Source organism: Paraburkholderia tuberum STM678, from assembly GCF_902833905.1.
Classification (GTDB): Bacteria; Pseudomonadota; Gammaproteobacteria; order Burkholderiales; family Burkholderiaceae; genus Paraburkholderia; species Paraburkholderia tuberum.
Map to the genome: position 1 here is coordinate 14,433 of NZ_CADFGP010000078.1, position 13,449 is coordinate 27,881.

General features: G+C 59.2%; 9 protein-coding genes and 2 pseudogenes. 7 read left to right on the plus strand and 4 right to left on the minus strand.

Going from position 1 to position 13,449, the window contains the following annotated elements; translation table 11 throughout:
• Positions 1-11: 11 nt before the first annotated feature.
• The 3 genes from HWY30_RS36515 (at position 12) to HWY30_RS36525 (ending at position 2,310) form a co-directional block, all read left to right on the plus strand.
• Complete coding sequence (locus HWY30_RS36515) at positions 12-170, plus strand: hypothetical protein (RefSeq protein ID WP_244145149.1); 159 nt, start codon at positions 12-14, stop codon at positions 168-170.
• Positions 167-673 carry a hypothetical protein gene (locus tag HWY30_RS36520; protein WP_090804034.1) on the plus strand — a complete coding sequence of 169 codons (507 nt, stop codon included), beginning with the start codon at positions 167-169 and terminating at the stop codon, positions 671-673. The genes HWY30_RS36515 and HWY30_RS36520 overlap by 4 nt, the downstream gene beginning before the upstream one ends.
• Before the next feature lie 818 nt (positions 674-1,491).
• Positions 1,492-2,310 carry a hypothetical protein gene (locus tag HWY30_RS36525; RefSeq protein ID WP_143037149.1) on the plus strand — a complete coding sequence of 273 codons (819 nt, stop codon included), beginning with the start codon at positions 1,492-1,494 and terminating at the stop codon, positions 2,308-2,310.
• A 202-nt stretch (positions 2,311-2,512) separates the two neighbouring features.
• Here HWY30_RS36525 and HWY30_RS36530 read toward each other — a convergent pair.
• Positions 2,513-3,184: pseudogene (locus HWY30_RS36530) on the minus strand (transposase); the annotation flags it as partial.
• A 724-nt stretch (positions 3,185-3,908) separates the two neighbouring features.
• Here HWY30_RS36530 and HWY30_RS36535 point away from each other — a divergent pair.
• Both HWY30_RS36535 and HWY30_RS36540 read left to right on the plus strand, forming a co-directional pair.
• The gene (locus HWY30_RS36535; protein WP_090804029.1) at positions 3,909-5,033 is read left to right on the plus strand and encodes a mechanosensitive ion channel family protein; all 1,125 of its coding nucleotides are present in this window, start codon (positions 3,909-3,911) and stop codon (positions 5,031-5,033) included.
• A 256-nt stretch (positions 5,034-5,289) separates the two neighbouring features.
• Complete coding sequence (locus tag HWY30_RS36540; RefSeq protein WP_090804028.1) at positions 5,290-6,534, plus strand: cation:proton antiporter; 1,245 nt, start codon at positions 5,290-5,292, stop codon at positions 6,532-6,534.
• 94 nt (positions 6,535-6,628) lie between these two features.
• Here the strand turns inward: HWY30_RS36540 and HWY30_RS36545 are convergent, their stop codons facing one another.
• Positions 6,629-8,269 (minus strand): peptidoglycan D,D-transpeptidase FtsI family protein, encoded by a 1,641-nt coding sequence (locus HWY30_RS36545; protein ID WP_244145150.1) that lies wholly within the window; start codon positions 8,267-8,269, stop codon positions 6,629-6,631.
• A 563-nt stretch (positions 8,270-8,832) separates the two neighbouring features.
• Between HWY30_RS36545 and HWY30_RS43180 the strand changes: the two genes are divergently transcribed.
• Entirely contained in the window at positions 8,833-9,240 is a 408-nt protein-coding gene (locus HWY30_RS43180) for a BspC domain-containing protein (RefSeq protein WP_425199427.1), read from the plus strand.
• A 52-nt stretch (positions 9,241-9,292) separates the two neighbouring features.
• Here HWY30_RS43180 and HWY30_RS36550 read toward each other — a convergent pair.
• Together HWY30_RS36550 and HWY30_RS36555 are read right to left on the minus strand one after the other, a co-directional pair.
• Positions 9,293-9,523, minus strand: a pseudogene (locus tag HWY30_RS36550) (putative Na+/H+ antiporter); the annotation flags it as partial.
• Between the two features lie 389 nt (positions 9,524-9,912).
• Positions 9,913-10,746, minus strand: coding sequence for a serine hydrolase family protein (locus HWY30_RS36555; RefSeq protein WP_090804026.1), 834 nt, complete (start codon positions 10,744-10,746; stop codon positions 9,913-9,915).
• Between the two features lie 1,676 nt (positions 10,747-12,422).
• On the opposite strand from HWY30_RS36555, the gene HWY30_RS36560 reads away from it, so the two are divergent.
• Positions 12,423-12,935: a hypothetical protein gene (locus HWY30_RS36560; RefSeq protein WP_143037148.1), complete on the plus strand. Its 513-nt coding sequence runs from the start codon at positions 12,423-12,425 to the stop codon at positions 12,933-12,935.
• Positions 12,936-13,449: the final 514 nt, after the last annotated feature.

Genomic DNA, 13,449 nt, shown 5'->3' on the forward strand with positions numbered 1-13,449 from the left:
GAGGAGGCTGGATGACGCGGCGAACTACGTCGGCGTGGCGGCGTTCTTCCCTGATACGCGCCGATGCCGAGTGGTCTGTGCTGGTGCCGAAATCGCAATGGAAGAAGACCGATCCGGTGAGGCTGGTGGCAGCCGATCGCACGCTGGAAATCGATCTGGATCACAAATGAACATGAAGAGGCGATTTTCCTGTCTGGCAGCGGCAGCGCTGCCGTTCCTGCTGGTTGCGCAGACTGCGGTCGCCAGCGACGCGGCACCCATGTGCCAGCAGTTGCGGACGAGCGGCGCGACCGACATCGCGAAAGACCTGCTGGTGCTGCGCTCGAAACTGCCGCGCGTGCCGGTGGGCCAGGCGGCGGCTTTCGAACGGGCAAGCGCCAGCGCCATGCCCGATGCGAAGGCGGGGATCGGCAGCCCGCTCTATCACGTCTGGCTGTCGGGGCAGTACCTGGACCGGGCGACGCAGCAGATTGGCGTCATCCCCACGGCCACGTCGCCGGTGCTGCGTGCGCTGATGCTCGCGGATAGCACGAATACGGCGGCGGGGTACGTCGCGATTGCGACCAACTCGCTGCTGCTGGGTGCATCGCAGCGGGCGGGGGCGGCGCGTGGCGAGGCCGTGCCGGGCGACACGCAGCTCGGGGACTACGCGCTCGATCTTCAGCAGATATGACTGATGCTCAACACGCTGGTGATGTGCAACCTGCGCCAGCCGGAGTAACGGGATGACCCGACGGTTGACGATCGAAGAGATGCAGTCGATTGCCACCGCGCGCGGCGGGCGTTGTCTGTCGACGCAGTACGTCAACAATAACACTCCGCTGGAGTGGGAGTGCGCCCAGGGGCACCGCTGGTTTGCGATTGCGAGCAACATCAGGAAAGGCTCGTGGTGTCCGGCCTGCGCCGTGCAGCAGCGGAGCCATTCGCTGGCCGAGGTCCACCAAGCAGCCGAGGCGCGGGGTGGGCGAGTGTCTGTCCCAGACCTACGAAAACCAGCGTCAGCCGTTGCGCTGGCTTTGTGCAAAGGGACACGAATGGGAGTCGACGGCACAAAACGCGAAGCAGCACTGGTGCATGAGGTGCTTTCGCGAACGACGCCGGCTGGGCATCGGGAGGATGCGGGAGATTGCAGGCAGGCACGGCGGGCGCTGCCTGTCGGAGCAGTACACGTCCGCGAAGCACCCGCTGAAGTGGCAGTGCCGGCTGGGGCACATCTGGACCACGAAGGCCGTGGTCGTACTGAGGGGGCACTGGTGTCCGCTGTGCGCGAACCTTGAGCGGTCGAAGAGGCTCCGCACACGTCTGAAATACGATTTCGAAGGGTGAGGGCTGTTCATGGGTGGGACTTGGTTCGACAGACGATGTGAGGTCGTCGATCTCAGTGCGGCCGCTTTCGGTCACTCAACCTCACTCCCTATATAGTTGTAGTGAAGCGGCGAATGTTTTTTTTGACTTTGTGAGAAATTCGGGGGAAGTATGCGTGACGAGTTGATGACCGAAGCGTTGTGTTGGGAACTCGAAAAGATGATCACGGTAGAGTACGCACGTGCAGTAAGGGCTACCGAGGACTGGGTTTTCTACTGTCCGCACGAGATCTGCCTAACGAACGTTCACACCCGAACGTGGAAAAATACATATTTCGCCGCTCGCCCCAGACACGTCAGCGGATGTCCGGATGAGGCGCCTTCGTCAGAGTCCTCCATAATTCCCGGTGCACCGAAGCGCAAACCTGTGCAAGTCAGGGAGAAGCCAATACCCAACCTGCTGGGGCCACAGCCTGCGCTAAAGCAAAAGTCCCGCGCCCCAACAAAAGAAGAACTCTTGCAGCTGTCCCGGGCGGTGCGACATATTCCAGCGCTATACCCGGGCACGCTGGAAGAAGTTGTTGACGCCTGGATCCGGATTGCGCCAAAAGAACGAGACCAACGAGCACTGACAATTGGCAATCAGGAACTGACCTACAAGAGTGCCTTTAGATTCCTTGGTGGGGCTTCTGACGACGTAAACTCGCTTGATCCCTACCGACAGATCATTTTCGGCGCCGCGACTGTAGAGAGATGGAAGCAGTGGATTCTAGTGAAAAGCAGAAAGAAGTTCTCGGCCGGAGAGGCAACGGTGCCTCTGCGTCTGGCAGTGAAGCAAGACGAGGCGCCGTGCTGGCTCCCAGAACTTGTCGATCGGCCGGCGACACTCTTCTGGCATGGCGTGATACCCGAGTTGGGCGCGAAGAAGGATGCGTACCGGTTTGCGGTCGATTTCGACTTGCTTCATGCAGGGTTCACCGTTCGGGCCGAGCATTTGATGCCGTGACGCCCCACCTCGCCAATCAAGGCGATCGGAAGTGGTTCCGATATAAGGTGGGCTAAGGCTTGGAGTCCAGAAAAATAGGGGAAATTCTTGCCGATGCAGAATCTCCCCACTTTTCACACCTACTCGGGCCGGTTCTTTTCGCGGGCCGCTTTCAGGATGCGAACCGTCGCCGTCAGAGTCTCCCGATCCGGCACAGAACAAGCAACACGTCGCGCCATGCGTCCTTCGATTCGCGATAGCCGTCGGCGATCGCCACGCGCTCCTTCGTTCCATCCGGCTTCACGCCGATGATGACCAGCAGCCACTGGCCGTCAGAATCGTCAGTGCGCGGTCCGGTATGAATGCCGTCGGCCCACCAGTAAAACCAGCGCGCGCCTGACAGGTCACGCCGGTTCCATAGCAGGTGCTCCTCGGCCCATTGCGCCTTCAGGCGGCTGACCACGTTCGGTGAAAGCCCTTTAGCCTGTTCACCCAGGAGCACGCTGAGCGCCTCACTCATGTTGCCGCTCGATACGCCGCGCAGATAGAGCCACGGCAACGCCGCCGACACACGTGGTGACTTGCGGATGTATGGCGGCACAATGTTCGAATTGAACTTCACTCCCGAACCTGAGCGGTCGCGTACCTTCGGTACCTTGACCGGAACCGGACCGATCGCCGTGACGACCTCACGCGCCGGCAGATAGCCGTTGCGCACCACGGCGCGCCGGCCGTCGAGCGTCTTCACGTTCCCGTACTGTTCGAGCAATGTCGCCAATTCTGCCTCGATCGCTTGCTGGATGATCTGCCGCGCGCCTTGCTGGATCAGCTCATCAAGGCTGCCGACGCCTGCTGCTCCTTTACCGTCGTTCGTTTCTTCCGTAAGCTTCTTCATGGTGGTGGATTCCGGTTCGCTGGTTCGTTACTCTCGACAAGCAACATTCTCAGCTAACCGCCACCGCCTTCTCAAATCCCCGCCTCATCCCCATACACCACTTCTGACGATAACTCTCAGACTGATTGCGTGACAACTGATGTAACAAACGAATGTTGAGGTGCCGCGATGCAGTACGAATATGGAACATTTCACATCGATTGCCGGGCGCACCGCGCTAACGATGGTCGTTACGTTGCGAGAGCCAGAATCAGTCGCGGACCGGGCAACGCGGAAGACCGCGTCGAAACGCATGATTCAGGTGATATCGATTCGTTCGCCGACGAGGCCGATGCCATATCTTGCGCGAAAGCGTGGGCTATCAAATGGTGCGACGAAAACTGGGACTGAGCCGCGCACGGCGGTTCCGCATACTTGACGATGGAGACCGACATGGCTGAGCGGCGAGAGCAGCTTGACGAGTACAACGGCTTCGTCGTGCTGGCCAAACCAGCCTGAATGCATCGGGTTTCTCAGGAAATGCACGACACTGGATTTCTAAAGAGGTGAGCCGGACGAGCGCCCGGGCCGCGCCAGATCGAGTCAACGGGGAATGCGCATCCATGCCACCGACTCGAGCTGATTGGGGAACTATCTTCCTGGAGGCCTGACTGACCGGTACGAGCGCTTACACCGCTCACGTCTATGAGTTCCGTCACGCGGATTCAATTGGGGAGGAAAATCGATGAAAAAGTGGCTCGACCTGAACGCGTTTCTGGGTATCCCTGCCAGCGAGTGGGTCTATGCGGCGATCGCGACCATCGTCAGCTACCTGGCGTTGATCTATCTGCTGAAGTTCGCCATCACGCGCCTTTCGATGCTGTCCCAGCGAACGTCAACCCGTCTCGACGATATGCTGGTTCAGGTCATTGAAGGCACGCACCGGCTTACGCTACTCGCGGCAGCAGCGCTGGTCGGCACGAAGTTTCTGACATTGCCGGACAGGTGGGACGCCCGTCTTGGCCATCTCTGGTTTCTCATCATCGGTTTTCAGCTGGCCCTGTGGATAAACCGTGGCGTGACGCTATGGACCGAGAGGCGGCTGGAAGCGACAGAGAGGCTCGCCCACAATCCGGTCATCACGACCATGCTGTCGTGGACGTTGCGCGCGCTGCTGTGGTCCGTTCTTATGCTGGCGGTGCTCGCCAACATGGGCGTGAACATCACCGCGTTTGTCGCGAGCCTGGGTGTGGGTGGCGTTGCCGTCGCACTCGCGGTACAAAGCATTCTGAGTGATCTTTTCGCATCGCTGGCCATCGGACTCGACAAGCCATTCGAGATTGGCGACTTCATCGTCTTCGGTGAGATTGCCGGGAGCATCGAGCACATCGGACTCAAGACCACGCGCATCCGGAGTCTGAGTGGAGAACAGATCGTTTGCAGCAATACCGAACTGCTGAAAAACACGATTCACAACTACAAGCGAATGGCCGAGCGGCGCATTCTGTTCAATTTCAGGGTGACATACGATGCGAGTCCGGAGCAATTGCGCGCCGTTCCTGCCATGGTACAGAAGGCAGTCGAATCCGCCGGAAAGACCCGCTTTGATCGTGCGCATTTCAAGGGGTTCGGCGACAGCTCGCTCGATTTCGAAGTCGTGTATTACGTCACCGATCCCGCCTACAACCTGTACATGGACATACAGCAGAGAATCAATCTCGAGTTGATGACGCAATTTGGTAGACGGGGTATTGAATTCGCTTTCCCGACGCGCACGCTCCACGTCGTGAACAAGCAACAGGCGGAGGACGGTGCAAAGAGGTCATCGTTCGCACCGCATGCGGAATTGGCTACTCGAGAGGCACAATAAACGCTTCCGAATACCGCCCGGGCCGTTCCTGAGCGTGTTCGGGTTAATGCTTGGGACAGGATTTCAGACGCCTGGCTGCCCCACGCGTCTGCCGGATGACCTGTTTGGCAACCGCGCATACTCCCGTGTCCCAAGGCACGGCTGGAGTCCGGATGCAGAAAATTCAACATAGATTTCCCGTGCGAATCCGATCACATGATCCACCGCCGCTGGTCCGCTCAATCCAGCCCAGAACCTTCATCCCCCACCACGCCGCATGCTCGACATCATTGCCATCTGTCTGGTCGTCACCGCGCTACTGGCGTATGTGAATCACCGCTTTCTGAGGCTTCCGACGACGATCGGCGTCATGGTAACGGCGCTCGGACTCTCCCTTGCGATCGTTGGACTGGACAAGCTTGGCGTCGCGCACGGTTTGCGCGTTGCAGAAGAGCATCTCGTCAACTCGATCAATTTCAGTGAGGTGCTTCTGCAAGGCATGCTGTCGCTTTTGCTGTTCGCCGGCGCGATGCATGTGGATTTACGCAAGCTGAAGGCTTTCCGGACCCAGATCATCAGTCTGGCTGTGCTCAGTACGGCGACCTCCACGCTGCTGATCGGATTCGCGATGTGGAAACTGCTCCCCCTTTGCGGAGTCGAACTCGCGCTGCCCTTCTGCCTGCTGTTCGGCGCCCTGATTTCGCCGACGGACCCCGTCGCGGTGATGGGCATCCTGAAGTCCGCAGGCGCGCCCGAAGGCCTGAAGGTGGTCATTACTGGAGAGTCGCTCTTCAACGACGGCGTCGGGGTCGTGCTTTTCTCTCTGCTGCTCACGATGGCCAGCACGGGCGTCACTCCATCCGTCCAGACGGGGTTGGCTGCATTTATCCTGGAAGCCGGCGGCGGCCTGCTATTCGGCGGCGTCGTAGGCTATCTGACATATCGGCTGCTCAAAAGCGTCGACCATTACCAGGTCGAAGTCCTGATGACGCTCGCATCGGTGATCGGCGGCTACGCGCTCGCTAATCATCTGCATGTCTCCGGGCCACTCGCCATGGTGGTTGCGGGCGTGATGATCGGCAACCGCGGCCGCGCCGACGCGATGTCCGAGACGACCCGGCGATACGTGGACATGTTCTGGGAGTTGATCGATGAGATTCTGAATGCCGTTCTTTTTGTATTGATCGGCATGGAGGTTCTGCTCGTCGAGTTCCCCGGCAGGATACTACTCGCTGGCGCCGGTGCGGCACTTGTCGCACTGCTCGCGCGGCTGGTGTCGGTGGGACTGCCTGTCATGCTGCTTGGGCGGGCGTCCCGGCTACCGAAAGGAGCGTGGAGTGTGCTTACATGGGGCGGGCTGCGTGGTGGCATTTCCGTTGCACTGGCACTATCGATTCAGCCTGGACCGGGGCGCGACATCGTCCTCGCGTTGACGTACTGTGTGGTCGTTTCGTCGATCCTGGGTCAGGGGCTCACGGTTGGCTGGATTATCCGTCGGGCAGCAGGCGTCAAGGAAGAATGAAAACGGTCCGTATGCGGTGGCCAGTTACGACAAAAGGATTGCCAGGCGTCGACCGCTAACGACAGCGCGTGAGACGCGATCTCGAGCATATCGTCTATGTGACCGGCCCTGGATTGTCCTGCACAAATTGTGCGCCAGGGTCATCAGGCGTCACGCCCAGAAGATTCATGGTCTTCGCCGCGATATCCGAGAAGGCAGGTCCTGCGACTGCGCCGCCGAAATGCGAGCCCACGTGGGGCCGGTCGATCGACACCGCGATGATCACCCTCGGATGTTGTGCCGGGACAATCCCAACGAACGACGCCCGATACTGACTGCGGTCGTAGCCGCGCGCGGTCCAACGATATGCGGTTCCGGTCTTGCCTGCGGCCGTATAGCCCGGTACGGCTGCCTGTGGTGCTGTACCGTCCTCGGACACCACGGACTCAAGCATGGTGAGCACTTCCGCCGCGACGCGTGGCGAATAAATGCGTCGACCATGCGCCGGCATACCATGTCGCGGATGAATCGTAGCGGGTACAAACAGACCTTCATTGCCGAACACCGTGTACATTTGCGCCAGTTGCAGCAACGACGCGGACAGACCGTAGCCGTATGACATCGTTGCCTGCTCGATCCGCCGCCAGTTCTGGTAAGGACGCAGCGTGCCGGTTGCTGCGCCCGGCAACCCCGCGCGCGGCGCCCGACCCAGCCCGACAGCACGGAAGTTGTTCCACATGTCGTGTGGCTTCATCAGCAGCGCGATTTTTGTCGTGCCCACGTTGCTTGACTTCTGCACGACGCCGCTAACCGTCAAAGTGCCGAAGTTCTTGTCGTCGTGAATCACGGCCCCGTCGAGTCGCAGCCTTCCACCGTTGGTCGGTACCACGGAGCGAGGCGATACCTCATTGCGTTGCAACGCCAGTGCGATCGTCAGGGGCTTCATGACCGAGCCCGGCTCGAACACATCGGTGACAGCGTAGTTGCGCATCGCCTCGCCCGTTCTTCTGCGGCGGGTGTTCGGATCGAAACTCGGCCAGTTTGCCATTGCAAGAATCTCGCCAGTGTGTGCGTCCAGAACGATCGCCGAGCCTGAATGTGCATCGGTGCGCTCAACGGCATCACGCAAGGCTTTGAAGGTTGCGTACTGGACGGGCTCATCGATGCTGAGCGTCACGTCCTTGCCGGCGATGGGACGTTGCAGCGCAAGCGTATCGATGACCTGCCCTTGAGCGTTTCGCAGCACGCGGCGCCTGCCATTGCCACCGGTCAGTAGGCGATTATCGACTTTTTCAATGCCCTCCAGACCATTACCGTCGACGCCAGCGAAACCGGTGACATGCGCCACAATGCTGCCTTCCGGATAGTAGCGACGGTAATCTGGTTGGGCATAAACGCCCGGCACATCGAGAAGCATCGCCCGCTGCGCAACATCCAGGGGCACCTGCCGCTTGAGGTAGACAAATGATTTGTGGGACGCCGCCATTGCGCCGATCCGGTCCGCGTCAATGTCGAGCAACTTACCCAGTGCAGATGCCTGGTCGGACGAGACCGTGTCCGTGCCGTCCGCATCCAGCCATAACGTGCGCGTCGGAAGGCTGACCGCCAGCGCTCTCCCGTCGCGGTCGAGAATGCGTCCACGCGTCGCATGAATGCTGAACTCGCGCACCTGTCGAAGTTCCCCCTGCTTCTGATAAAACCTATCGTTGATCCCCTGCACCCACGCCGCTCGCGCAGCGAGGACGAGAAATCCCAATGAGAAAGCCGCTCCCAGCGCGTGCGAACGCCAACGCGGCAGCGCATGTGGTCTAGTCGAAATTGGAGAAAAATTGATGGACCTGGAGCGGAAACGCATTGAGTGACTTCAGAGAAGATGACCTTCGCCGCCTGGACGGGAACGACCGCCAACATGGGCAGTACGAGGAAGCATCTGAGCCTAGGATCTCCGAAATACTAGCACGAGCCCCTCTGCGCTCGATCTCTACCGCACACAGCCTTTCACAAACGACATATAGATGTGATCTGTCGTCCAGCTCAGTCGCGCCCGAGTAAATGGGTGCACCTTCAAACACATCATGCGTTCGTGAGCACGATGTGAGCATGGCGCATCCAAATGCCGCGGCAAGCATCCAGTTCCTTCTCGTTCGGCGGTGATGCGAGTATCGCTCCGCTCCGGCAATCCCGACTCGCAGCACTGCTGCGTAATTGTCGTGGGCATCCCCGCTTCGGGCAAAGCGTGCAGAAAGCCGGTTTAAGGCTGCGTGTATACTCACGGTTTGTTGCCCTATTGATAAGTGCCCCCTGCGGGCTTGCTACCGAATGAAGGTTATCACCAGTCTTTTTTTTCTCGTCGTATGTTGCTGGACCTATCACCTGGCTTATGCTCAACCGAAACCCTCACCACTAGCCGACTACGCCTTTCTCAGACGCATCCATGTTCGCGAAGCGGTCGTAAATTGCATCGCGGCGTTCGACCAATGGGTTCGAACCGGTCAGCGCTACGATTCAATTATCGTCTCGGCGGGCAATGCGTTACACGCAAAGGTATTGCCCGGCAGAGGCGCGCAAGAATCAGGGCAATCGGCAACACTCGATGCAACGGTAGATATGCCTGCAGTCGCCAAGCTTCGACAAAAGTATGTGTGGATTCCTGTCACGGCTTCCTGTGGTGTCTGGAAGAAGCACGTCGTTTCCTTTTCACTTAGGCCTAGAGAGCGACGCCCATAAAGCGCACGCTGGCTGCCGTTGCACTCGAAGCTTTTAACGACTTTACTGGTAGTCATGCTTGTCCGAGCGCGTCAGCGCGATTGGCAAGGCGTCTGCAGAATACACACGCCGTAGCGGTCGGAAGAATGGGGCTGGCCAGCAGCCAGAGGGCACTGACGGATTCGTCAGAAAATCCCCGTCGCACAAGGATGATCTCGGCCGGACTGGGTGCGTTGGCGATGACCGTTAGCCCTCCCCCGATCACCGCGCCTGCAACCAGCAGATATCTGGCTTCATGCGATAGCCTGCCGCCGATCTCGTGCCCGTTGTCCTAGCCGACACTCGCATTCTTTCCTTGACGCTCTGTCAAATTAGCCATCACTCGGCGGGAAGCCGATAACGTCACGTGGTCGATCGAAGATTCGGATACCGCGAAGCTGCGAACGTCAGGCACCTAACATAGTCAGCGACCAGCGTTCGATCCTTCAACAACATCGCAATCCGGGCGTGCGGCAAAATCCACCTGCCGTCGCTAGCTCGCGAAACTTGTTTCATTGACACACCGCTGGAATAACGGTTCGATCGCCGACCCGAGCTTTGAGGCCGCCGCGCAAAACCGCGCAAATCAGTCAACGGTGGGCGTTGCGAAACGCAACCTCGGCGACGGACGCAACGCCCCAGCGCGTTGCGCGCTCAGCGGTGGCGCATGGTTCGGATCCAGCGCCGCAGCTCGATCGCGTCCTGAAAGTGCGCGTGCGGATTCGGAGCGCCGAGCAGCACGATCACCATCATGTGTCCGCTCACCGGCGTCATCACGATCAGGCAATGACCGGCCTCGTTCGTAAAGCCTGTTTTCTGCAGCGCAACGTGCCATGACGCGCGATGCACGAGCGGATCGGTGTTGTGATACATCAGCGGGCCGTCGCCGCCAAGAACGACTTGCCTATGGGACGTCGAATACGCTTGTATCTTCGGATACCGGTACGCGGCGCTTGCGAGTTTCACCAGATCGCGCGCGCTCGATACGTTCTGCGGCGACAGTCCGGTCGGATCGACGAAATGGCTGTGAGTCATATGCAGACGCCGCGCCTTGCGATTCATCGCTTTGACAAAGCCGGCACGTCCGCCCGAATAATCACGGCTCAGCGCAAATGCCGCGCGATTCTCCGACGACATCAGCGCGATATGCAGCATCGTTCGACGCAGCAGCAGCGAGCCGACCGGCAGGCGCGAGCGCGACCACTTCAAGCGGTCGACATCGGCGTCCGTGATGCGTGACGGCTTGACCAGCGAGCGTTTCGAGTCGATCACCACCATTGCGGTCACAAGTTTGGTCAACGACGCAATCGGGAGGCGCTGATCCGCATGCTTCATATACAGCGCGCGCCCGGTCGTCAGATCGACGACCATCGCAGCGCGCGCGAGCACCGCGGGTTTCGCCACGACGCGTTTGATATGACGGGCGCGCGCCATCGCGGGACCGGCGAATAAGGAGAACAAAACCAGGATCAGGATGCACGCACGCATGTCCCGACGCTCACGAAACATCGGCCGGACGTATTGCCTGCTGCGCGAGCCGGGCGCGCCCGGTCCGTGGCAGCGGGAGTGGCGGCGAGCAAAGCGCCGGCGCATCCGTCGCGTGGACGCAAGGGGTCGAACGGAAAAACAGGAGTTTGCCGGTGCATGCTGCCGGCACTTCGAATGTGGGAAAACTCATGAAGGAACGGCGGGAAGCGGTGATATTGAACGACGGCGACTCGGCTCGCGTGCCGTCACGAATGAAGAGAGGCCGGACCCGATGCCAACTTTGCATGGCCAGGCCCGCCACGCTCATTCGCGCTACGCACGCGTCGCGAAGCTCGGGCTTGTTCGGATACCGCTGTCGGTGCGCTTGCCTAACATCTGTCCGCATGCCTTCGGGGCGACCGTGTCTTCGGAGGGGTAACCGTAGAGATCGAAACTTAAGCGAAACTTAAAACGTCAATCGATTCACAGGGTCGGCACCGCGAAAGCGAAGCCCGGGGTCAAGCGTGAGAACTCAGTAATGGGCAGCGTGCGCGTTCCGCAACCGGCCCGGACGGCCCGCCGCGGCAGCGAGGTTGGTGATCGGTATCACCTGCCGCGAATATAGGACACTCCGAAAACAAAAGGATGCCCACCCGAGACCGGCGGGATCATCGTGGCTGGCTGAGCCCCCCTTCCAAGGTCGAGCGCGCCGTGCCAATCGTGGCTTGAGCAGTTTCCTCTAGTGTGCGTTCACGACGAGCGTCCGTTCGTTGCTGTGATGAGGTGAGTAGACCCGGGGAGTTGCACCCCGAGCCTCTCGCAGAACCGAACGTGAGCCTCTCGACTCATTCGGCTCCCGTTATCCAACCGATACCCCTACGACACGCCAGTGGACAAACAACCTGGGGTGGGCGAAATTCATCTTGCGTAGCCATTCCGCACTACATCGCTTGCGCTGCCGCAGCCTCCTGTACTTTCGTCGAGCCCACCGCATAAGCCGTAGGTCGATGTAGCCGAAGAGGCTGTGCATCGCCGCCCGGTAGAACATCAGTATGAACAGGCTGCCTTGGGTTATTACAAGCTCGATGCATCTGAGCCGAGGATCGCATCGAAGGTAGCGTACTGTGAATGGATGCTTGGCCACGACGAAGAGGCATTCAATCGCCTCATGTCGCTTGGCGAAGAGCTTGACGCAGATGGTGTAGGCCTTCTGAGCGAGTTGATTCGTACTCGCTATGGTGACAAAAATCGTAGTGCACACATGGAGGCGATTTGGCCGCGCCTTAAGGCCGTTACGACGGCTGATTCCGTACCGCTTTTGGCTGCCGAGGCACGCGCACGTGGTTTGTGGCCTGGAGACGCTGAAAATCGCGAACAGAGGCGCCGAGAAATCGAGAGGCTGCTTTCTCTTCACCCGACCAGTCAGCGCATTCGCCTAGAAGTTCTTAACGAGTTGCGATGCTCCGACTCTCCGGCAGAGGAACGATACGCATTGTTGCGCGGTTGGAACAGTAGCGACCTAATCCCGAGGTTCCAATGGGAATCTGCTTGTGTGGCTGCTGAAGTGCGAAAATTCGACGAGGCAATCGATTACCTCCGCCAACTGGAAAAGAGAGAGCGTCAGAGCGCACGCCCATCACAGAACCTACTTCTGAATATCGACCTCGCGCGGTGCGATATCACAGTTCGCTCTGCTGATGCTCCCGATTTTATCTGGCTACGATGCAATTCTGAGCGGCACTACGCTCGACGGCGAAAATAGCGCGCGCGTTGTTCATGCAGCACTTGCGGCCGCCTGCAGTTTCGCCCCGGAACGGGTTGCCGAGCTGTGCGATGGTTTGCTCAATGCACTCAAATCAACCGAGTATGGATTCCCGATCGATGCTTCAGCGCTGTTCAACGAGTCGTATCCCGTCAGTGGTCAAGAATGGGACGACTATGCCCATACTTGGCCGTGCGGCAACCTCTTTCCCCATCGAGATATTCTTCTCGCAACTACACAAGGCCACGCGAACGCGTTCCTCCGCGCCGCTTTCGCCGCGTCAAAAATTAACGAAAACTATATGGACGACGATGTAGAACCGGAACTCCCAGCGGGATTCTGGGATGACATCGTAGCGCTTATTGGAAATAGTACAGGAGATGATTCTGAGCTCGGTGGCAAAACTTTTGTCACTCCAAAAAAATGCCGCTCGCGCGCATCGCCATAGTCCCAACTGGACTGCGTTAGGGCAGTCTTGGATAAAATCCGAGATACTTCGCAGCCCCGATGACTATGCCGTCACTTACGGATGGCTGACCCTGAAGGCAGCGACACGAACCGCCACCTCTGCACGGACCTTTACCTCTGGAGTTCTCAAGCAATTGCGCGATAGCGCAATTGAGTCGCCCCAAGCGTATGACTTGGTTGAACCACTCGTGGAAATCCGCATTCGCGCTCGTGAATCTCGGCGTTGAGACAAAGCGCTCCGGTTTGCATCGCCGAGGCAGAGCTCCAATCTGTGACCATTAAAATTGGCGCATTGCACAATAAGAATACGCGTCGCCGCAGACTTTGTTGCATCTGAACCGCTCTCCCTCACTTACCGCAAACTTTGTTGTGCACCCATAACAAATCGGGTAGGAGGCGGGGTTGCCCCCGCCGTCCTCCCACAACACCGGACGTACGGATCACGTATCCGGCGTTTCCTGACGACTGGATTGCTCCAGCGAGCTTCGTTTCGT

Excerpts from the sequence above, each read along its gene's own strand:
- HWY30_RS36525 (WP_143037149.1), top strand. The coding sequence starts at position 1,492 with ATGACCGAAGCGTTGTGTTGGGAACTCGAAAAGATGATCACGGTAGAG.
- HWY30_RS36515 (WP_244145149.1), top strand. The coding sequence starts at position 12 with ATGACGCGGCGAACTACGTCGGCGTGGCGGCGTTCTTCCCTGATACGC.
- HWY30_RS36555 (WP_090804026.1), bottom strand. The coding sequence starts at position 10,746 with ATGCGTGCGTGCATCCTGATCCTGGTTTTGTTCTCCTTATTCGCCGGT.
- HWY30_RS36535 (WP_090804029.1), top strand. The coding sequence starts at position 3,909 with ATGAAAAAGTGGCTCGACCTGAACGCGTTTCTGGGTATCCCTGCCAGC.
- HWY30_RS36560 (WP_143037148.1), top strand. The coding sequence starts at position 12,423 with ATGCTCCCGATTTTATCTGGCTACGATGCAATTCTGAGCGGCACTACG.
- HWY30_RS43180 (WP_425199427.1), top strand. The coding sequence starts at position 8,833 with ATGAAGGTTATCACCAGTCTTTTTTTTCTCGTCGTATGTTGCTGGACC.
- HWY30_RS36520 (WP_090804034.1), top strand. The coding sequence starts at position 167 with ATGAACATGAAGAGGCGATTTTCCTGTCTGGCAGCGGCAGCGCTGCCG.
- HWY30_RS36540 (WP_090804028.1), top strand. The coding sequence starts at position 5,290 with ATGCTCGACATCATTGCCATCTGTCTGGTCGTCACCGCGCTACTGGCG.